At 73.4% G+C, this 19,860-nt stretch carries 15 protein-coding genes and 1 pseudogene; 12 read left to right on the forward strand and 4 right to left on the reverse strand.

Annotated elements, in window-relative coordinates; genetic code table 11:
* The first annotated feature begins 45 nt into the window (after positions 1–45).
* The 6 genes from AB0L95_RS29810 to sucD all read left to right on the forward strand — a co-directional run bounded on the left by AB0L95_RS29810 (position 46) and on the right by sucD (position 9,725).
* Positions 46–2,601 carry a DUF5682 family protein gene (locus AB0L95_RS29810; protein ID WP_365166705.1) on the forward strand — a complete coding sequence of 852 codons (2,556 nt, stop codon included), beginning with the start codon at positions 46–48 and terminating at the stop codon, positions 2,599–2,601.
* Positions 2,598–3,842, forward strand: a complete 1,245-nt coding sequence (locus AB0L95_RS29815) for a VWA domain-containing protein (protein WP_365166707.1) — start codon at positions 2,598–2,600, stop codon at positions 3,840–3,842. Before AB0L95_RS29810 ends, AB0L95_RS29815 begins: the two co-directional genes overlap by 4 nt.
* 213 nt (positions 3,843–4,055) lie before the next feature.
* Complete coding sequence (locus AB0L95_RS29820) at positions 4,056–5,192, forward strand: hypothetical protein (RefSeq protein ID WP_365166709.1); 1,137 nt, start codon at positions 4,056–4,058, stop codon at positions 5,190–5,192.
* Positions 5,193–5,447: 255 nt separating this feature from the next.
* Positions 5,448–7,217, forward strand: a complete 1,770-nt coding sequence (locus AB0L95_RS29825) for a hypothetical protein (RefSeq protein WP_365166711.1) — start codon at positions 5,448–5,450, stop codon at positions 7,215–7,217.
* A gap of 420 nt (positions 7,218–7,637) precedes the next feature.
* A complete protein-coding gene (sucC, locus tag AB0L95_RS29830) occupies positions 7,638–8,819 on the forward strand; it encodes an ADP-forming succinate--CoA ligase subunit beta (protein WP_365166713.1) in 1,182 nt (393 codons plus the stop codon).
* A gap of 21 nt (positions 8,820–8,840) precedes the next feature.
* Positions 8,841–9,725, forward strand: coding sequence for a succinate--CoA ligase subunit alpha (sucD, locus tag AB0L95_RS29835; RefSeq protein WP_365166716.1), 885 nt, complete (start codon positions 8,841–8,843; stop codon positions 9,723–9,725).
* A 186-nt stretch (positions 9,726–9,911) separates the two neighbouring features.
* On the opposite strand, the pseudogene AB0L95_RS29840 reads toward sucD, so the two are convergent.
* Both AB0L95_RS29840 and AB0L95_RS29845 read right to left on the reverse strand, forming a co-directional pair.
* Positions 9,912–10,829 (reverse strand): annotated as a pseudogene (locus AB0L95_RS29840) (aldo/keto reductase).
* 199 nt (positions 10,830–11,028) lie between these two features.
* The gene (locus AB0L95_RS29845) at positions 11,029–11,823 is read right to left on the reverse strand and encodes an RNA polymerase subunit sigma-70 (RefSeq protein WP_365166718.1); all 795 of its coding nucleotides are present in this window, start codon (positions 11,821–11,823) and stop codon (positions 11,029–11,031) included.
* Between the two features lie 151 nt (positions 11,824–11,974).
* Here AB0L95_RS29845 and AB0L95_RS29850 point away from each other — a divergent pair, with 151 nt between their 5' ends.
* Complete coding sequence (locus AB0L95_RS29850; protein ID WP_365166720.1) at positions 11,975–13,591, forward strand: DUF6350 family protein; 1,617 nt, start codon at positions 11,975–11,977, stop codon at positions 13,589–13,591.
* A 48-nt stretch (positions 13,592–13,639) separates the two neighbouring features.
* Here the strand turns inward: AB0L95_RS29850 and AB0L95_RS29855 are convergent, their stop codons facing one another.
* Positions 13,640–14,422 (reverse strand): hypothetical protein, encoded by a 783-nt coding sequence (locus tag AB0L95_RS29855; RefSeq protein ID WP_365166722.1) that lies wholly within the window; start codon positions 14,420–14,422, stop codon positions 13,640–13,642.
* A gap of 354 nt (positions 14,423–14,776) precedes the next feature.
* Here AB0L95_RS29855 and purN point away from each other — a divergent pair, with 354 nt between their 5' ends.
* Together purN and purH are read left to right on the forward strand one after the other, a co-directional pair.
* Positions 14,777–15,424, forward strand: coding sequence for a phosphoribosylglycinamide formyltransferase (gene purN / locus AB0L95_RS29860; RefSeq protein WP_365166724.1), 648 nt, complete (start codon positions 14,777–14,779; stop codon positions 15,422–15,424).
* Positions 15,421–16,995 carry a bifunctional phosphoribosylaminoimidazolecarboxamide formyltransferase/IMP cyclohydrolase gene (gene purH / locus AB0L95_RS29865; RefSeq protein ID WP_365166726.1) on the forward strand — a complete coding sequence of 525 codons (1,575 nt, stop codon included), beginning with the start codon at positions 15,421–15,423 and terminating at the stop codon, positions 16,993–16,995. The genes purN and purH overlap by 4 nt, the downstream gene beginning before the upstream one ends.
* Before the next feature lie 93 nt (positions 16,996–17,088).
* Here purH and AB0L95_RS29870 read toward each other — a convergent pair whose 3' ends face one another.
* Positions 17,089–17,667, reverse strand: a complete 579-nt coding sequence (locus tag AB0L95_RS29870) for a hypothetical protein (RefSeq protein WP_365166728.1) — start codon at positions 17,665–17,667, stop codon at positions 17,089–17,091.
* Positions 17,668–17,943: 276 nt separating this feature from the next.
* Between AB0L95_RS29870 and AB0L95_RS29875 the strand changes: the two genes are divergently transcribed.
* The 3 genes from AB0L95_RS29875 to AB0L95_RS29885 all read left to right on the forward strand — a co-directional run.
* Positions 17,944–18,798 (forward strand): bifunctional methylenetetrahydrofolate dehydrogenase/methenyltetrahydrofolate cyclohydrolase, encoded by an 855-nt coding sequence (locus tag AB0L95_RS29875; RefSeq protein ID WP_365166730.1) that lies wholly within the window; start codon positions 17,944–17,946, stop codon positions 18,796–18,798.
* Positions 18,788–19,276, forward strand: a complete 489-nt coding sequence (locus AB0L95_RS29880; RefSeq protein WP_365166732.1) for a DUF3017 domain-containing protein — start codon at positions 18,788–18,790, stop codon at positions 19,274–19,276. Before AB0L95_RS29875 ends, AB0L95_RS29880 begins: the two co-directional genes overlap by 11 nt.
* Positions 19,277–19,543: 267 nt before the next feature.
* The coding region (locus tag AB0L95_RS29885; protein WP_365166734.1) for a helix-turn-helix transcriptional regulator at positions 19,544–19,860 on the forward strand (317 nt) is incomplete at its 3' end.

Here is a 19,860-nt window from a genome sequence, read left to right on the forward strand (position 1 = left end):
GGGGGCAGGTGGACCGGGGGTGTCCGGGTGCGTGAGAGGGAGCACATGACAGGCGTGGACTGGCCTCCGGGCAAGTCGGCCGCTGAGGGGCCGCTGCTGCTCGGGGTCCGGCACCACGGGGCGGGCTCCGCCCGTGCGGTGCGGGCGGCGCTGGAGGCTGCGCGGCCGAGGGCCGTGCTGATCGAAGGGCCACCGGAGGCGGACGCCCTGATCCCGCTGGCGATGGACGAGGAGATGCGCCCACCGGTGGCCCTGCTCGCCCACGCCGTGGACGAACCCGGCCGCTCGGCGTTCTGGCCGCTGGCCGAGTTCTCCCCGGAATGGGTGGCGCTCCGCTGGGCCCTGGAGCACGGAGTCCCGGCCCGCTTCATCGATCTGCCGGCGACACACACGCTGGCCTGGGACAAGGGGCAAGGGCCGACGACGGCGGGGGAACCCGGAGACGTCGAGTCCGGGGCGGTGGACGGAGTGCCCGCGGACGTCGAGCGCGAGCCGGGAGACGAGACGCCTGGGGACATCGAGCCCGGAGCGTTGGCCGGTGTGCCCGGGGACGCCGCGGCGGTGCCCGGAGGCCAGGCGTCCCGCTCGGTTCACGATTCCGGTGATGCTCTCCGCGTCGACCCCCTGGCCGTGCTTGCCGAGGCCGCCGGGTACGACGACCCCGAGCGGTGGTGGGAGGACGTCGTCGAGCACCGGGGTTCGGGCAGCGGGGACCCGCGCGCGCCGTTCACGGTCCTGGAGGAGGCCATGGCGGCCCTGCGGGAGGAGTACGGGACGGGGGGACACCGGCGCGACACCGTGCGCGAGGCGTATATGCGCCTCCAGGTACGTTCGTCTCTGCGGGAGTTCGGCCCCCGGGTGGCCGTGGTGTGCGGGGCGTGGCATGTGCCCGCGCTGCGCCGGAGGACCACCGTCTCGGCGGACCGTGCCCTGCTGAAGGGGCTGCCCAAGGTGCGGACGGACATGACCTGGGTGCCCTGGACCCACCGGAGGCTGTCCCGGGCCGGGGGTTACGGCGCGGGGATCGAGTCGCCCGGCTGGTACGCGCATCTGTTCGCCGCGCCCGACCGTCCCGTCGAGCGCTGGCTGACCAAGGTCGCCGGACTTCTGCGGGAGGAGGACCGGATCGTGTCGTCCGCGCATGTCATCGAGGCGGTGCGGCTCGCCGACACGCTCGCCGCGCTGCGCGGGCGCCCGCTGCCGGGACTGTCCGAGACGACCGACGCCGCCCGGGCGGTGATGTGCGAGGGCTCCGACGTGCCGCTCGCGCTGGTGCACGACCGCCTAGTGGTCGGCGACGTTTTGGGGGAAGTTCCGGCAACGGCGCCCGCCGTGCCCTTGCAGCGGGACCTCGCGCGGCTTCAGAAGCGGCTGCGGCTGAAACCGGAGCCGCTGGAGCGGGAGTTGGAGCTGGACCTGCGCAAGGACACCGACGCCGGGCGCAGTCGGCTGCTGCACCGGCTGTGTCTCCTCGGTGTCGGCTGGGGCGAGCCCACGGTCTCGCGCGGCAGTACGGGCACGTTCCGGGAGACCTGGCGGCTGTGCTGGGAGCCGGAGTCGGCGGTGCGGGTCGCGGAGGCGGGGGTGTGGGGGACGACCGTGCTCGGCGCCGCGACCGCCAAGGCCGAGGCGGACGCCGTCGCCGCGCGGGTGCTCGCCGATGTCACGACGCTCGCCGAGCGCTGCCTCCTGGCGGAACTCCCGGACGCACTGCCCGTGGTGATGCGGGTGCTCGCCGACCGGGCGGCCCTGGACACCGACGTCGGCCACCTCGCCCGGGCCCTGCCCGCCCTGGTCCGCTCCCTGCGCTACGGAGATGTGCGCGGCACGGACACCCGGGCCCTTGCCGAGGTCGCGGCAGGTCTCGCGGAGCGGGTGTTCGTCGGGCTGCCACCGGCGTGCGCCGCGCTCGACACGGAGGCGGCCGAGGAGATGCGCCGTCATGTGGACGCGGTGCACGGAGCGGTGGGGCTGCTGGCGGAGGGAGCCCCGGCGGCCGGCGGGGAGATACGGGGGCGGTGGCGCTCCGTGCTGCGGGTGCTGTCCGACCGGAACACCGTAGCGGGGATCGTCCGTGGGCGCGCCGTGCGACTTCTGCTGGACGACGGGGAGTTGGCGCCGGACGATGCCGCGCGGCTCATGGGGCTCGCGCTGTCGCCGGGTACGGCTCCGGCGGACGCGGCCGCGTGGATCGAGGGATTCGTCGGGGGCGGCGCCGGCGGGATGCTGCTGGTGCACGACGAGCGGTTGCTCGGGCTGGTGGACGCCTGGCTGACGGGGGTGCCGCCGGAGGCGTTCACCGGCGTACTGCCGCTGTTGCGGCGCACGTTCTCGGCGTACGAGCCGGGAGTCAGACGCACCCTCGGCGAATTGGTCCGACGGGGGCCGAAGGCGCAGGGAGGCGCGGTGGCCGTCGGCGCGGGCGTGCCCGGGTTCGCGCCCGACCCGGACGCCGGGCGGGCGGACGCGGTGGTCCCGGTGATACGGCTGCTGCTCGGACTGGACGGTCCCGGGGGCGGTGAGCGGGGCGAGCCCGGTGGCAGCGATCTCGACGGCACCGGGGGCAGAGACGGCGGCGAACTGGTGGGGGTGACTCGATGAGCACGGACGCGATCGGCAGCGGGGCGGCGACACCCTCCCGGGGACGGGGCGACGGCGTGACCGGCGTGACCGGCGTGACCGGGGCGACCGGGGCGGCCGGGTCCGACGAGCGGTTGCGGCGCTGGCGGCTGGTGCTCGGCGGTGGCTCGGCGGACGGGACCGGGCACGGGCCCGCCGGGCGGGACGCGGCGATGGACGGGGCGCTGACCGCGCTGTACGGAAAAGGGGACGCGCAGCGTCAGGGCCGGGACCGTTCGGCGGGGCTGGGGGCGTCGGCGCCGTCCGTCGCCCGCTGGCTCGGGGACATCCGGACGTACTTCCCGTCGTCCGTCGTCCAGGTCATGCAGCGCGACGCCATCGACCGCCTCGGTCTGTCCACGCTGCTGCTGGAACCGGAGATGCTGGAGGCCGTCGAGGCGGACGTGCACCTGGTCGGCACGCTGCTCTCGCTGAACAAGGCGATGCCGGAGACCACCAGGGAGACGGCACGGGCGGTGGTGCGCAAAGTTGTCGAGGATCTTGAGAAGCGGCTCGCCACCCGCACCCGGGCCACGCTCACCGGAGCCCTCGACCGCAGCGCTCGGGTCCGCCGGCCCCGCCACCACGACATCGACTGGAACCGCACGATCGCCGCCAACCTCAAGCACTATCTGCCGGAGCACCGCACGGTCGTACCGGAGCGACTGATCGGGTACGGACGGGCGTCGTGGTCCATGAAGAAGGAGGTCATCCTCTGTATCGACCAGTCGGGGTCGATGGCGGCGTCGGTGGTGTACGCATCGGTGTTCGGGGCGGTCCTCGCGTCCATGCGGTCCCTCGCGACCCGGCTCGTCGTCTTCGACACCTCCGTCGTGGACCTCACCGACCAGCTCGACGACCCGGTCGACGTCCTCTTCGGCACCCGGCTTGGCGGCGGTACGGACATCAACAGGGCGCTGGCGTACTGCCAGTCGCGGATCAGCCGACCCGCTGAGACGGTCGTGGTCCTCGTCAGCGATCTGCACGAAGGGGGGATCCGGGACGAGATGCTCAAGCGAGTGGCGGCGATGAAGGCGTCGGGGGTGCAGTTCGTGGCGCTGCTCGCGCTGTCCGACGAGGGGGCGCCCGTGTACGACCGTGATCATGCGGCGGCGCTGGCGGCACTGGGAACACCGGCGTTCGCGTGCACGCCCGATCTCTTCCCGGAGGTGATGGCGGCGGCGATCGAGAAGCGGCCCCTGCCGGTGCCGGAGACCGTCTGAGCAGGGCGAGGGACACCTCGCAAAGAGGGCGCCGTCCGACACAAACAGGACACTGTCTGATGCAAGGAGGAAAGCGGACATGACTACCCATCGGTAACAGGGGACTTGCGCAACGGAGGGAGGGCCGTGCGAGGATCGGCGGCGCTTCGACCTCGGCGGTGCGCCGTGTCGTCCGTACCGCCTTGTTCCGCCGCACGGAGGCTCTCCCCCGTCGTGACTCTGCCCGCCGCACTGCCCTTCGCCGGTGCCGCACTGCGCGTGATGCGTGGAGCGGCGGGGCGACGTGCGCTGCATCTGGCGGTGCTGGTCGGCGGGTTGTTCGCACTGGGGCTCCTCTGCGAGGGGCAGGCCCACGCGGCGGACGGAACCTTTGCCGCCGCGACGTCTCCGACGGCTCCCGCCGCGACCCGCACCCCGGCTCACGCCGAGGCGCGGCAACCGGTCCAGCGGGCGGTCCTGCACATCGAAGGGGCCGTCAGCGGCACGGTCGGACGGGCGCTGCGGCAGGGTTCCCCCCTCGCCCACCCCTCCACGTCCGCCACCCGCCCCGCGCCGAACACCGGCCGCACGCCTACTGCTCGGCCCATGCCGATCACCGGGCCCACGCCGCACACCGGCCCCACGTCCGGCGGCCGATCCGCGTCCGCCGTTCGACTCGTGTCCCCGGCGCTCGGAGCGCCCGTCGAGCCCGTCACTCGAGTCACCTCCGTGACCCGGGCGGTCTCCACGGTTGTGCGGCCGGTGGGGGACACCCTGGTGCGGACGGTGTCCGGGGGACAAGTGGATGCACCGTCACCCTGGCTCCTCCCGGCTGTTCCGTCCCTCCCGCCCCTCTCCTCCCTTGCTTTTCCGTCCGTCTCCGCCCTCCCCTCGGCCCCGTCGTTGCCGTCGGTGCCTGGGCTCCCCGTACTTCCCCGACTCCCCGGGCTTCCGGGCGAGCCGGGGCTGCCGGGCGTGCCCGGGGTGTCGGCGCCGTCCGGGCACACCCTGCCCGGGCAGTCGGTCGGGGACCGGGCGGCCGGCGAGGCTGAGCACCACCGGGCGGGGGAGCGGCGGGAGGCCGGGCCGCGGGTCGCCGTGGCCGATGCGGCGGCGGGGCAGTACGCGCACCGCGCCCTCCGCCTTCCCCGGCCCGCGCACGCGCCCCTGCACCAGTCGCCCGGCGATGCACCGTCGGGCGTGTCCGGCACGCAGCCGGTCGGCGACGACGGTGTGCCGCGACACAGTGACGGACACGCCGTCGCGTTCAACCACCGGGCGCCGTTGCGGCTTCTGCCCGGCGCCACCGCGGTCGTCACCGCGGACGCGACCCGGGACCGCCACCGGGACATTCCCGAGTTCCCCGGCTAGGGCAGCAGCACCTCCTCCCCGCGAGATCTGCCGCGCGGGGGCGAAACAGGTCAGCCCGCCGTCCGGACCCGCCTTTGCCGCCATCCCCGGACGGAAGCCATCGGGCCGAGCCGCACAGCCGGATCACCTCCATGGCCGCCGGTCCCCCGGATCGCCCATGGATCCGTCGGCCCCACGCCGGCGCCGGCCTCAGGACTCGGCAGCGGTGGTCCCGAACTCCCCGAATTCCGGAATCCCGAAGGATCTGACGCACACATGAACAAGAACATCCGCCGCTCCATCGTCATAGCCGCCGGTGTCACCGGCGCCTGGGCGCTCGGCTCGGCCGTCGCCAGCGCGGACGAGCTGCCGGCGTCCTCCGTGTCCACACCCGACGCGGGCATCGACACCTCGGACACGGTCGCTGCGGTCACCGGCACCGTGGACGGTGTCGTCGCCGATGCGCAGGACGCCGTCTCCGGGGTCGCGCACGGTACGGCCGTGACGGACACCGCGACCCGGGCCGCGACCACCGCCACGGACGGCACGCACACCGCCGCCGGCGCCACCGCCCACCTCGCCCACCAGGCCGGGAACCGGTCCGAGCGGCCGTGCGGGTCGCAGGTCCGGAAGGCCGCGCCCGTCGTGGACCAGGCTCGCCGTCATGCCGACGCCGAGGTGTCCGCCGCGCGGCCGTCCCACCTCAGGGGCCCCGCGCACGCAGGCGTGGGCCGGGCCGCCGCGCTCGCGAACCACCCCCGGGCCACGGCCGCCACCAGCATCTCCGATGTGACCACTGCGACCACCGCGCCGCAGCAGCACGAGATCGACTACCTCTTCGGTCCGCTGTCGGCCTTCGCCCCCGAACTGGAGCAGACGCTCGCCGCCGCGCAGACCAGGCTCCAGGGCGTGCAGAACGCGGCGCGCGCCCAGGCGCAGGGCGTCGACGGAGTGGTCCGTACGAAGGCGCACACCACGGTCGCGGGCGCGGGCCGCACCGCAGGAGCCGGGACCGGCGCCGCACGGCAGACGCTCGCCGGGACCGAGGGCCGTACGGCGGACGTGGCCGCCCTCGCGCAGGGCCGGGCCGGGGAGGCGCAGGCCGCCGCCCGAGCCGGTGTCGCCGCGGTCCCGGGCCATCTCACGGGTGACGTCTTGGGCGTGCGGCAGCAGGTCCTCGGGACGGTCGGCAGTGTGCCCGGCACGGTCACCCCGGTGGTCGGCGAGACGGCCGCCGCGGTGGTGCCGCCGGTCGCCCGTACCGCCGTGGCCGGGGTCGTGCCGGTCGCCGCTCATGCCGTCGGCGGCGCGGCGGGTCTGCCGGCCGGGGCCGTCGCGGACGCCCAGCCGCTCGCTCGGCACGCGGAGGGCCATGCGTCGACGCTCGCGTACGGGGCGGTCGCGGACACGCAGTCGGCGGCCTACAGGACGGTCACCCCGGTGGTCGGCGAGACGGCCGCCGCGGTGGTGCCGCCGGTCGCCCGTACCGCCGTGGCCGGGGTCGTGCCGGTCGTCGGGCAGGCCGCCTGGGACGCGACGGGGCTGGCGTACGGCGTGACGGGTGAGGTGGGGCCGTTTGCGGACGGGACCGCCGCGCAGGTTCCGCCGTTCACCGGGGGCGTGGCTGCGGGTGCGTCGGGGGTGGCGTACGGCGTCGGCGGCGAGGTCGGGCCGTTCGCGCAGGGCGTGGCCGGCTCGGTGCGGCCTGTCGTGGCGACGGCGCACGAGGCCCTGGGGTCGGCACAGGAGGTCGTGCGGACGGCGAACGCCGCCGTGCGGCCCGTCGTCCACCCGGTGACGGACGACACCACCCGTTCGGCGTACGGCGTCACGGGCGATGTTCTGCCCTTCGCGGATGGGGCCGCGGTCGCGGCCGGCTCGTTCGCGGACGGGGTCGCCGGGCCCGTGGCGCCCTTCGCCGGTGATCTGGCCGGGACGGCCGGGTCCGCGGGCGGCTCGTCGGCCGGCCACGCGGTGACCGGCGCCCAGGAGGTCGCCGCGTCCGTCACCCCGGAGTACCTGCCGCACGGCACGTACTCCCTCTGAGACCGGCGCCGTGCGGCACCGTCGTACGGCGTCCGAACGCCTCCGCGGGGAATGAGGCACGGGGGCAGGCCGAAAGCCGTCGGCCTGCCCCACCCGAACCCCGCGGACCGGGCGAGTGGCCCCATTGGGGTGGGGACCACTCGCTCCGCGCCCCTCCCGGGGCGGCACAGGGGTCCCACCGGGCCAACCCCAACCCGGTGGGACCCTTTCCGCGATGTGCACGTGTGACAGGTATCACCGCTCAGGTGTGATCTGCGATTTAGAGCCCCACCGCAAGCGGCGATAACCTGCGAGACGGACATGCCGCGCGCTCGGACACCGTGTGCGCCTCCCTTGTGACACATGCGGACGTCACGTTGCCCTTCGCGGCACGCCCACGCATCCAACGAACCGCGAGATCACTGATAGGGACGGAAGCGCGTGGACCTGTTCGAGTACCAGGCGAGGGACCTCTTCGCCAAGCACGGTGTACCGGTGCTGGCCGGTGAAGTCATCGACACGCCTGAGGCGGCGCGCGAGATCACCGAGCGGCTGGGCGGCAAGTCGGTCGTCAAGGCGCAGGTGAAGGTCGGTGGCCGCGGCAAGGCCGGCGGCGTGAAGCTGGCCGCCACGCCGGACGAGGCGGTCGCCCGTGCCACGGACATCCTCGGTATGGACATCAAGGGCCACACGGTCCACAAGGTGATGATCGCCGAGACCGCCCCGGAGATCGTCGAGGAGTACTACGTCTCCTTCCTCCTCGACCGCGCCAACCGCACCTTCCTCTCCATCGCCTCCGTCGAGGGCGGCATGGAGATCGAGGAGGTCGCGGCCACCCGCCCCGACGCCGTCGCCAAGATCGCGATCGACGCCATCGACGGTGTGGACGAGGCCAAGGCCCAGGAGATCGTCGCCGCGGCCAAGTTCCCGGCCGAGGTCGCCGACAAGGTGGCCCACGTCCTGGTCACGCTGTGGGACACCTTCATCAAGTCGGACGCCCTCCTCGTCGAGGTCAACCCGCTGGCCAAGGTCGCCTCGGGTGACGTCATCGCCCTGGACGGCAAGGTCTCCCTGGACGACAACGCCGAGTTCCGCCACCCCGAGTTCGAGGAGCTCCACGACAAGGCCGCCGCCAACCCGCTGGAGGCGGCAGCCAAGGAGAAGAACCTCAACTACGTCAAGCTCGACGGCGAGGTCGGCATCATCGGCAACGGCGCCGGCCTGGTCATGTCGACCCTGGACGTCGTCGCCTACGCCGGCGAGGCCCACAAGGGCGTCAAGCCGGCCAACTTCCTCGACATCGGCGGAGGCGCCTCCGCCGAGGTCATGGCGAACGGCCTGGAGATCATCCTCGGCGACCCGGACGTCAAGTCCGTGTTCGTCAACGTCTTCGGCGGCATCACCGCCTGCGACGCGGTCGCCAACGGCATCGTGCAGGCCCTGGAGCTCCTCGAGTCCAAGGGCGAAGAGGTCAACAAGCCGCTCGTCGTGCGTCTCGACGGCAACAACGCCGAGCTCGGTCGCCAGATCCTGGACGACCGCAACCACCCGCTCGTGCAGCGTGTGGACACCATGGACGGCGCGGCCGACAAGGCCGCCGAGCTGGCTGCGGCCGCGAAGTAAGGGACGAGGTCACAGACAACCATGGCTATCTTCCTCACCCAGGAATCCAAGGTCATCGTCCAGGGCATGACCGGCTCCGAGGGCCAGAAGCACACCAAGCGCATGCTGGCCTCCGGTACGAACATCGTCGGTGGCGTGAACCCGCGCAAGGCGGGCCAGGTCGTGGACTTCGACGGTACCGAGGTACCGGTCTTCGGCTCCGTCAAGGATGCCGTCGAGAAGACCGGCGCCGACGTCACGGTCATCTTCGTCCCGGAGAAGTTCACCAAGGACGCGGTCATCGAGGCCATCGACGCCGAGATCCCCCTCGCGGTCGTCATCACCGAGGGCATCGCGGTGCACGACTCCGCTGCCTTCTGGTCGTACGCGGGCAAGAAGGGCAACAAGACCCGCATCATCGGCCCGAACTGCCCCGGTCTGATCACCCCCGGTCAGTCGAACGCCGGCATCATCCCGGCCGACATCACCAAGCCGGGCCGCATCGGCCTGGTCTCGAAGTCGGGCACGCTGACGTACCAGATGATGTACGAGCTGCGTGACCTCGGCTTCTCGACCTGCGTCGGCATCGGCGGTGACCCGATCATCGGCACCACGCACATCGACGCGCTGAAGGCCTTCCAGGACGACCCCGACACCGACCTGATCGTCATGATCGGTGAGATCGGCGGCGACGCCGAGGAGCGGGCCGCGGCCTTCATCAAGGAGAACGTGACCAAGCCGGTCGTCGGCTACGTCGCGGGCTTCACCGCGCCCGAGGGCAAGACCATGGGTCACGCGGGCGCCATCGTCTCCGGTTCGTCGGGCACCGCCCAGGCGAAGAAGGAGGCCCTGGAGGCCGCCGGCGTCAAGGTCGGCAAGACGCCGACGGAGACGGCGAAGCTGGCCCGCGAGATCCTCGCCGGCTGAGTCCTCCTCTCCGGCGTTCGCAGCTCCGGCCCTACGGCCCCGGGCGGCTGAACGCCACAGTGGCTGAACCACGGGTGGGCCCGCGTTCCCTTCGGGGAGCGCGGGCCCACTGGCGTTTCCGGGCGTGTGCGCGGTCGGTGCAGGCGGCGACCGGGGGCCGGGTCTCGACGCGGTCGGGCTCCGGGATCACGCCACGGGCAGGACGGGGGTGCGGAACCGGGCCGCGGTGTCGCCGCCGCCGAGGACGACGGACCGCTGGGCGGCGACCTGGTCGTGGGGCTGACCGAGAGGAACGCGGCTGACCTCGTCCGGACGCCGGAACTGCCCGGCGTCCAGCCGGACCTCGAGAGCCTCGAGGTAGTCCTCCGGCTGAGGCAGCGTGCGCGGACCGATGACGGGGACGAGCGGGGTGACGGCGCGCGCGGCGTACTCGCGGACCCAGGCCACGGCGACCTGGGCGGGACGGGCGCCGGTCTCCTCGGCGATGGCCAGGACGGCGTCCACCACGGCCGTCTTCTGCTAATCGTCCTCGGTGTGGACCAGACGCTTCCAGTCGGTCAGCCGTCCCTCGCTGCTGGTGCGGTACTTGCCGGTGAGCAGTCCGCCGCCCAGCGGTGACCACAGGGCCTCGCCGAGCCCGAGGGCCTCGGCCATGGGCAGGATCTCGCGGTCCGCGGTGCGTTCGACCAGGCTGTACTCGAACTGCACCCCGATCACCGGGTTCAGCCCGCGCAGCTCGGCGAGGGTGACGGCGCGGGCGGTGCGCCAGGCGGGGAAGTCGGGGAAGTCGGACAGCCCCGTGTGAAGGATCTTCCCCTGGCGTGCCAGGTCGTCCAGTCCGCGCAGGATCTCCTCGGTGGGCGTGACGGAGTCGGGGAAGTGCACCCACAGCAGGTCGACGTAGTCGGTCCGCAGCCTGTGGAGGCTGTCCTCCACGGCCCGCACCATGTTCTTGCGGCTGTTGCCGGTGCCCATGAGGCCCGCCTCGGGGCCGACGCCGATGGCGAACTTCGTGGCCAGAGTGAACCGCGCACGCCTCCCGGTCAGCAGCTCGCCGAGGACCTCCTCGGACTCGCCGGCCTGATAGCTCTCGGCGGTGTCGATGAAGGTTCGCCGGCGTCAGCGAAGCGATCAAGGATCCGGCGGGCCTCGGCGAGCTCGGTTCCTGCGGCGGCGCGGGTGCCGAAGGTGCCCGTACCGAGTGCCACGAGCCGAAGAGCCGAAGAGCCGAAGAGCCGAAGAGTCGAAGAGCCGAAGAGCCGAAGAGCCCAAGAGCCGAGGAGTTCGGAGAGCCGAAAACCCGTCACCGCGCCTCCGGTGCCAGTCGTTCCGGCCCGCGAAGGAGCAGTGACTGCAGCAGTGCGCGGATCTCCTGCTGCTCCTCGGACAGCGGCCCCTCGGCTCCCCGCGGCGGCAGGTCCCGGATCTCCGTCCCCCGGGCCACAGGACGTTCGTAGTGGTCCTGGGCGATCCGCAGGGTCAGTGTGGTCGCGCCGACGACCGCGGTCGTGGCCGCGACGGCCGCGAGGGTCCACCGCCGGGTGCGCCGCTCGCCCCGGGTGCGGACCGTGGGCGGCCTGGCCGCGCGCAGGGGCTGCGCGGCGGCCAGCTCGCTCAGCCTGCGGTGCAGCACGGGCGGTGCGGCCTGGTCCGGTACCAGCGCGGTGAGCGCCTCCCGCGCGGACAGCAGCCGGCCCGCCGCGACGGGCGTGCTCGCCTGGGTCTCGGCCGCGGCCTCCGGCAGACCGAGGCCTACGCCGTCGTAGAGCAACAGCGTGCGCCGCTGCGCGGGCGGCAGGGTCAGCAGCGAGTGCAGCAGTGCGCGGTTGTCCGGGTCGGTGGGCGGCGGACCGGGCTGCCGGTGGCGGAGGCGGAAGCGGTGCCAGGGCGAGAGCGCCCAGTCGTGCGCCGCGGCCCGTACCCATCCTGCGGGATCGGGGTCCAGGGCCACCTCGGGCCAGCGCCGCCAGGCCTGCTCGAAGGCCTGCTCGACCGATTCGCGGGCCAGCAGGGGGCGGCCGGTGAGTAGATATGTCTGTCGTACGAGGGTGGGGACGCAGGACTCGTACAACGCGTCGAAGGCCCTCGGAGGCGTCACGGGGGGCCGCTTGCCCCGCGGTTGCGGGGAGGCGGAACCCTGCGTCGCAGGGTGGCTTGCGGCCTTCCGTGCAAAAAAGTACATAAACATATATTGAGCGACACATCGGTGCTTCCCCTGTTACGACGGGAAAGCGCGTGTCGTTGGGAGCATGGCGGGCGTGATCCCATGGACCGACCGCCGAACCCCGCCGTCGCCCCTTCCCGGCCGGTCGCGCGACCGATGGCCCGGGCTGGGCGGCAGTCTCCTGGGCGGCGCCGTCGCCGCCGCGCTGGGGCTCGGCTCGCTCGCCCTGCTCGTGATCCTGCTGTGGATCAGTTCGCCGTTCCCCGACAACGGTCCCGGCGGCGCGCTGCGTCTCGCGGCCTCGCTCTGGCTGTTGGCGCACGGTGTCGTCCTCGTCCGCACGGAGACGCTCTCCGGCGTGCCCGCGCCCGTCGGAATGACACCGCTGCTGCTGGCCGTGCTGCCGGTGTGGCTGCTGTACCGGGCCGGACGCGACGCGGTGGCCGGGGACGACGTGGAGGACGTGGAGGGCGTCGAAGGCGCGGCGGGTGACGTGCCGCTCGTCCCCGCGCGTACGGCCTGGCCCGGTGTGACGGCGGGCTACCTCGGCGTCGGCGCGGTGGCGGCGCTGTACGCCTCCGGCGGGACGCTGCGGCCGTCGTGGGCCTGGACCGCGCTCTGCCTGCCGCTGGTCACCGTGGTCGCGGTGGGAGCGGGTGTGTGGACGGCGCACGGGCGGCCGGACGGTCCGGTGTGGGTGCGCCGGATGCTCGCCTGGCTCTCCCCGGCCGGGCGCGGGCCGGGGACCGGCGGGTCCGCGGACGTCGACGGGCGGAGGTGGCTGGCGGTCTCCGTGCGGGCCGCCCTGGCCGGGGCGGCCGTGCTCGTCGGCGGGGGCGCGCTGCTCGTGGGCGCGTCACTGGTGTGGCACGGCGGGGCCACGCGGGCGTCGTTCCTCCAGCTCACAGCGGGGTGGTCGGGGCGGTGCGCGGTACTGCTGCTGGCCCTGGCGCTGGTGCCGAACGCGGCGGTGTGGGGCGCGGCTTATGCGCTCGGGCCCGGGTTCGTGCTGGGGGCGGGGCATGCCATGGGGCCGCTGTCGGCGGGCCGGCCCCCGGCGACCCTGCCCCCCTTTCCGCTGCTGGCGGCGGTGCCGGCCGCGGGCGGCGGGCCGCTGTCGTGGGCGGTGGGGGCGGTGCCGGCCGTGGCGGGGGTGACGGTCGGGTGGTTCGTGGCGGGTGCGGCGTGCCGGGGCGGGGAGCCACGGCGGGACCGGGACACGGCGTGGCCGGCAGGCCGGACGGCGGCGGCGACGGCGGTGGCCGCGCTGGTGTGCGGGGCGCTGCTCGGCGGCCTCGCGGAGGCGGCCGGAGGGCCGCTCGGGGTGGCCGTGCTGGCGCACTTCGGGCCGGTGGGGTGGCAGGTGGGCGGTGTGGCGGCCGGCTGGACGGTGGCGGCGGGACTGCCGGTGGCGCTGGGTGTGCGCGCCTGGCGGCTGCGCGGCAGCGTCAAGCCGGAGCGGAGCGGACGGCGGCGGGTGTGGTGGCCGTGGCGCCGGCCGGCGGGGGAGTCCCCCGCGTTGCCCGCGCCCTCGGTGCCGTCACCGACGGTCCCGGAACCGGCCGGGGCCCGCACACCGGCCGACGTGCTGTGGGAGGACCCCGATCTCCAGCCGTACGGGGTGCTGTCGGGGGAGGTGGACCCGTTCCTGTCGGACTTCGGGGGGATCGAGCCTCCGCCGCCCCCCGGACCGCACCTCTGAGAGGCCCCGGAACGGCAGGGACCGGGTACCGGACGGCCGGCCCTCGGCTCAGTCCTGGGTGCCCAGGACCCCCCGCAGATCCTTCGGCAGCAGGTCGTTGCACGAGTGCTTCGCCACGGCCGTCAAGGAGTCGTTCAGACAGGTGTAGTAGTCGCGGTAGACCAGCTGGGCCGTGAACGTGGCCGCCACCATCGCGATCGCCAGGGTCGCCGTGACCAGCCCGCTGATCGCCGCCGTCGTCTGCGGACGGGCCGGGGGCGCCGGGCTGTTCGGGTCGGGGGTGCGGGGCTTGGCGCGCAAGGCGCTCGCGCCCCAGTACACCGCCAGCGCGCCCAGCAGCAGGGCCACGTACGGCCAGCTGAAGAGGGCGAAGAAGAAGGCCCACATGCCGGACAGCAGGGCATAGCGAGCGCGGCGCTGGGCGGGGTCCGTGGGGTCCCAGCGCAAGGCGGGGCCCGGACCGCCGGGTCTCTCGGGACCGCCCTGTCCGCCGGAGCCGCCCGGGCGCTCGCCGAAGCGGCCGCCCGAGGCGGGGCCGGGCTGGCGGTCGCTCCACTGGCTGCCCCACCCGGAAGGTCCGCCTTCGTCGTCGGAGCCGTCCTGTTCCTTGCCCCGGCCGGACGCCGAGTGGCGCGGCCGCCAGGGCTGGTCCGGGGTCCCCTCCGGCGGCGGCGCGAAGGGGTTGTCGTCCGCGGGCGCGCCCTGGCCCCGCCCGCCGCTCGCGGAGTCACCCCCGTTCCCAGGGGTCTCGTCGCTCTCCCGTGGCGGCACGGGAGAGGGGTGCCGCTCGCGCAGCAGCAGCGGAGGGAGTCGGAGACTGCGGTCCGGCATCAGGTGTGCGTCTTCCCCTTGGTGATTCTGGCGGGCGGCTCGTCGGCGGAGTGTGCCGCGAGGCGGGCACGCCCGGACAGGCGTTCTCGTCCGGATCAACGTTCAGCGCAGGCGCGTCGTTCCCCCGCGTCGATCCGCTTCCCCGGGCGGTTCCCCCGCAGACGCTACCTTCCGGCCGCGCCCCCGTCCCGTGGGGGCCGTCCGGAGTGCCGGTATCGTTGCTGCCGGTCGACCGCTTCGTAGACTTCCCCGTATTCGGGGGCGCGAAGCATTCGTACGACCATACAAACGCTCTCCCGGGCATTCCGCTCGCCGAGCGACCGCACGAACGCTCTCCCGAGAAAGGGCCCCGCCGTGGCCGAGTCCGTGGCCGAGACCGCCTCCGAGTCCGCGGCCAAACGCCTGGTCGTCCTGGTCTCCGGGTCCGGCACCAATCTGCAGGCGCTCCTCGACGCCATCGCCGGGGCCGGGTCCGCCTACGGGGCCGAGATCGTCGCTGTCGGTGCCGACCGCGACGGCATCGAGGGCCTCGCCCGTGCCGAGCGGGCCGGGCTGCCCACCTTCGTGTGCCGGGTCAAGGACTACGAGAGCCGGGAGGCCTGGGACGCGGCCCTCACCGAGGCCGTCGCGGCCCACGAGCCCGATCTCGTCGTCTCCGCGGGCTTCATGAAGATCGTGGGGAAGGAGTTCCTCGCGCGGTTCGGCGGGCGGTTCGTCAACACCCACCCCGCTCTCCTGCCCAGCTTTCCCGGAGCCCACGGTGTGCGGGACGCGCTCGCGTACGGCGCCAAGGTCACCGGCTGCACCGTCCACTTCGTCGACGACGGCGTCGACACCGGACCGATCATCGCTCAGGGCGTGGTGGAGGTCCGGGACGAGGACGACGAGAGCGCTCTGCACGAGCGCATCAAGGAAGTCGAGCGAAGGCTGCTCGTCGAGGTCGTGGGGCGACTCGCCCGCAACGGCTATCGCATTGAGGGACGAAAGGTAGTTATCCAGTGACCGCCGAGAGCACCAAGCGGCCCATCCGGCGCGCGCTCGTCAGCGTCTACGACAAGACCGGGCTCGAAGAGCTGGCCCGAGGCCTCCACGAGGCGGGTGTCGAGCTCGTCTCCACGGGTTCCACCGCGTCGAGGATCGCCGCCGCGGGCGTTCCCGTCACCAAGGTCGAGGAGCTGACCGGCTTCCCCGAGTGCCTGGACGGCCGGGTCAAGACCCTGCACCCCAAGGTCCACGCGGGCATCCTCGCCGACCTGCGCCTCGACAGCCACCGCCAGCAGCTCGCCGAGCTGGGTGTCGAGCCGTTCGACCTCGTCGTCGTCAACCTCTACCCCTTCCGGGAGACCGTCGCCTCCGGGGCGTCCCCCGACGAGTGCGTCGAGCAGATCGACATCGGCGGCCCCTCCATGGTCCGCGCCGCCGCCAAGAACCACCCCTCCGTGGCAGTGGTCACCAGCCCGGAGCGGTACGCCGACGTCCTCGCCGCGGTCCGCGGCGGCGGCTTCGACCTGCCCGCCCGCAAGCGGCTCGCCGCGGAGGCCTTCCAGCACACCGCCTCGTACGACGTCGCGGTCGCCTCCTGGTTCGCGTCCTCGTACGCGCCTGTCGACGGGAACGCCGAGGGTGCCTTCCCGGACTTCGTGGGCGCCACTTACGAGCGCAAGAACACCCTCCGCTACGGCGAGAACCCCCACCAGCCCGCCGCCCTCTACGTGGACGGCAACGGCGGCGGCCTCGCGGAGGCGGAGCAGCTGCACGGCAAGGAGATGTCGTACAACAACTACACGGACACGGACGCCGCGCGCCGTGCCGCGTACGACCACGACGAGCCGTGCGTCGCGATCATCAAGCACGCCAACCCGTGCGGCATCGCGACCGGCGCGGACGTCGCCGAGGCGCACCGCAAGGCGCACGCCTGCGACCCGGTCTCCGCGTACGGCGGTGTCATCGCCGTCAACCGGCCGGTCAGCAAGGAGATGGCCGAGCAGGTCGCCGACATCTTCACCGAGGTCATCGTGGCGCCCGACTACGAGGAGGGCGCGCTGGAGGCCCTCGCCAAGAAGAAGAACATCCGGGTGCTCAAGGCCCCGAACGGCCCCTGCAACCGGGTGGAGGCCAAGCAGATCGACGGCGGCATCCTCCTCCAGGCCACCGACCGCCTCCAGGCCGACGGCGACGACCCGGCCAACTGGACACTGGCGTCGGGCGAGGCGCTCACCGCCGACGAGCTGAAGGAGCTGGCCTTCGCCTGGCGGGCCTGCCGTGCCGTCAAGTCCAACGCCATCCTGCTCGCCAAGGACGGCGCCTCGGTCGGCGTCGGCATGGGCCAGGTCAACCGGGTGGACTCCTGCAAGCTGGCCGTCGAGCGGGCCGGCGAGGAGCGGGCGCGCGGTTCCTACGCCGCCTCGGACGCCTTCTTCCCGTTCCCCGACGGTCCGGAGATCCTGATCGCCGCGGGCGTGAAGGCGATTGTCCAGCCGGGCGGTTCGATCCGTGACGAGCAGGTCGTGGAGGCCGCGCAGAAGGCGGGCGTGACCATGTACTTCACGGGCACGCGTCACTTCTTCCACTGAGCGGGGCCGGGCACCGGACTCCGGCGGCCCGGACACACCCGCGGCCTCCGGTTTCCCCACGGGGAGCCGGAGGCCGCGGTACGGGATTCCCGGTCAGTACGACGGCTGCTTGGGCCGGTTGAACCAGGCGGAGCCGTTGGCGTTGCCGACGAAGACGGCGATGAGGATGGCGAGCACCGTGTGGAGCAGGCCCACGATGATGAACGGGTAGATGCCGAGGATCGCGGTGATGATCGCGAACACCAGGATCGTGATCCTGACACCGTTGCCACCGGTGTTGAACTTCAGGGCCAGCACGACCGCGAACACCGCCCAGGCCAGGGCGAACACCGTGATCGCCCACAGCCAGCCGGTCGAGTAGTCGGCGAGCTGCTGGAAGCTGGAGTTGTCCTTCAGCTGCGCGTCGTTCTTGGCGGCGTGGACGCTCGCCGCACCGACGGCGAACAGGCCCGCACCGATCAGCTGCAGACCGACGATGACCCACAGCAGCACACGGGCGGTGGAGACGGTGCCGGGCATGGCCGTCGGGAAGGGCTGCTGGCCGTAGCCCCCCGGCGCGGGCGGGGCCTGGGGGTAGCCGTAGCCCGGCTGCTGGCCCTGCGGGTAGCCGTAACCCGGCTGCTGCTGGCCCTGGGGCGGGCCGTAGGGGCTGTTCGGTTCACCGAAACTCATGAGCGGTCTTTCCTCCGGTCTGTTCAAGTGCGGGGACGAGCGGGGCACCGATCGGAGGAAAGTTCTACTGATGCGGTCCCGTCCCCCCCGGATACTGCCCGCGACACCGCCGTTCATCGTTCTAAACCGGCCATACCTTTGTCCAGCGGCATTTCGCATGTGTTGTGCAAGCGCAACCTCTTTGATCACGGGCGGAAACCGGCGGTGACGGCCGCCGGATGCCGGGAGGGGAACCGGATTGGAACCAGGGGCGGGTCATCCGGGAGGATGGGAGACATGACCGCCCAGATTCTCGATGGCAAGGCCACCGCAGCCGCGATCAAGTCCGATCTGACCGCCCGCGTGACGGCGCTGAAGGAGAAGGGCGTCACGCCCGGCCTCGGCACGATCCTGGTCGGGGACGACCCCGGCAGCCGGAAGTACGTCGCGGGCAAGCACCGCGACTGCGCGGAGGTCGGCATCGCGTCGATCCAGCGCGAACTGCCCGCGACGGCCACTCAGGAGGAGATCGAGGCGGTCGTCCGCGAGCTGAACGAGGACCCGACCTGCACCGGGTACATCGTGCAGCTGCCGCTGCCCAGGGGCATCGACGAGAACCGGATCCTGGAGCTGATGGACCCGGAGAAGGACGCGGACGGCCTGCACCCGATGAACCTCGGCCGCCTGGTGCTGAACGAGCCGGCGCCGCTGCCCTGCACCCCGAACGGAGTGCTCACCCTGCTGCGCCGCTACGGCGTCGAGATCAAGGGCGCCGAGGTCGTGGTCGTCGGCCGGGGCGTGACCATCGGGCGCCCCATGCCGCTGCTGCTGACCCGGCGCAGCGAGAACGCCACGGTCACCCAGTGTCACACCGGCACCCGCGATCTCTCGGCGCATCTGCGGCGGGCCGACATCATCGTCGCCGCGGCGGGCTCCGCGCATCTGATCCGGCCCGAGGACGTCAAGCCGGGCGCCGCCGTCCTCGACGTCGGTGTGTCCCGCAACGCCGAGGGCAAGATCGTCGGCGATGTGCACCCGGACGTCGCCGAGGTGGCCGGCTGGATCTCCCCCAACCCGGGCGGTGTGGGCCCCATGACCCGTGCCCAGCTGCTCGTCAACGTGGTCGAGGCGGCGGAGCGCAGTGTCGGCTGACGGCGAGCCCGAGGGCACCCGGGACAAGGAGACCGAGCCGGTCGTGCGGGACGCGGTCAGCGCCCCCGACGCCGCCGGCCGGCCGCTGCGGACGACCCGGCGGTTCCCCCGGATCACCCGGGACACCGCGCGGCCCGAGGGCGGCGGCCGAGCCGCGCCCGGTGACGCGCCCGCGCCCGCCCGGCAGTGGCCGATCCTCGTGGTGCTGGCCGTCGTCGGGCTGGGGCTGCTGGTGACGGCGCTGGACGCGTTCCGCCTCGGCACCATCCTGATCGGCGTCGCGCTGCTGGGCGGTGCGGCGATGCGCTGGATGCTGCCCGACGTGGGCATGCTCGCCGTGCGGTCCCGTTTCACCGACATGGTGACGTACGGCGTCCTGGGCCTGGCCATCGTGCTGCTCGCGATGATGGCCCAGCCCAATCCATGGCTGGAGATACCGTTCCTGGACGACACGCTGCACTTCACGGTCCGCACCTGAGACCACGGCCGTCGCACCCGCACCACGGCGGGCCGCCCCTTCTTCGGGAGGGGCGGCCCGCCGTCGTCGTACGGGGACGGCGGGTGCGCTGTCGTCGTACGCGGCCGGGCCGGTGCCCCCGGGCGTACGGCCGTACGGCGGCTGCGGGTTGTGCAGTAGCCGCGGGCGGCGTTCCGGCTGCCCGCGGAATCGAACAGAGCGGGAGAACGGTACGGCCCCCGCCGCTGCCACGACGATGGTCGGGCGCGATCGTGAAGGGGGAGCGACGTGGCGGACCGGAGCATGGGGGAGTGGGCGCCGCTGCCGGAGGACCTGGGACGGGAGGCCCGCGCGCTGGCCGAGCACTGCCGGCTGCTGAAGGAGCGCACCGGGCTGAGCCTGGCGGCCCTCGCGGAACGGACCCACTACTCGAAGTCGTCGTGGCAGCGCTGTCTGAGCGGCCGCCAGATTCCGCCGCGCCCGGCCCTGCGCTCGCTGGCGGAGGCGGCCGGGGCCGACCCCGCGCGGCTGCTGGGCCTGCGCGAGGCGGTGCTGCGGTCGGGCCGGCCCCCGGGGGGAGGCACCCCCGCCGGCCGGGGTGCCTC

The organism is Streptomyces sp. NPDC052036 (assembly GCF_040680495.1).
In the GTDB taxonomy this organism is placed as follows: domain Bacteria; phylum Actinomycetota; class Actinomycetes; order Streptomycetales; family Streptomycetaceae; genus Streptomyces.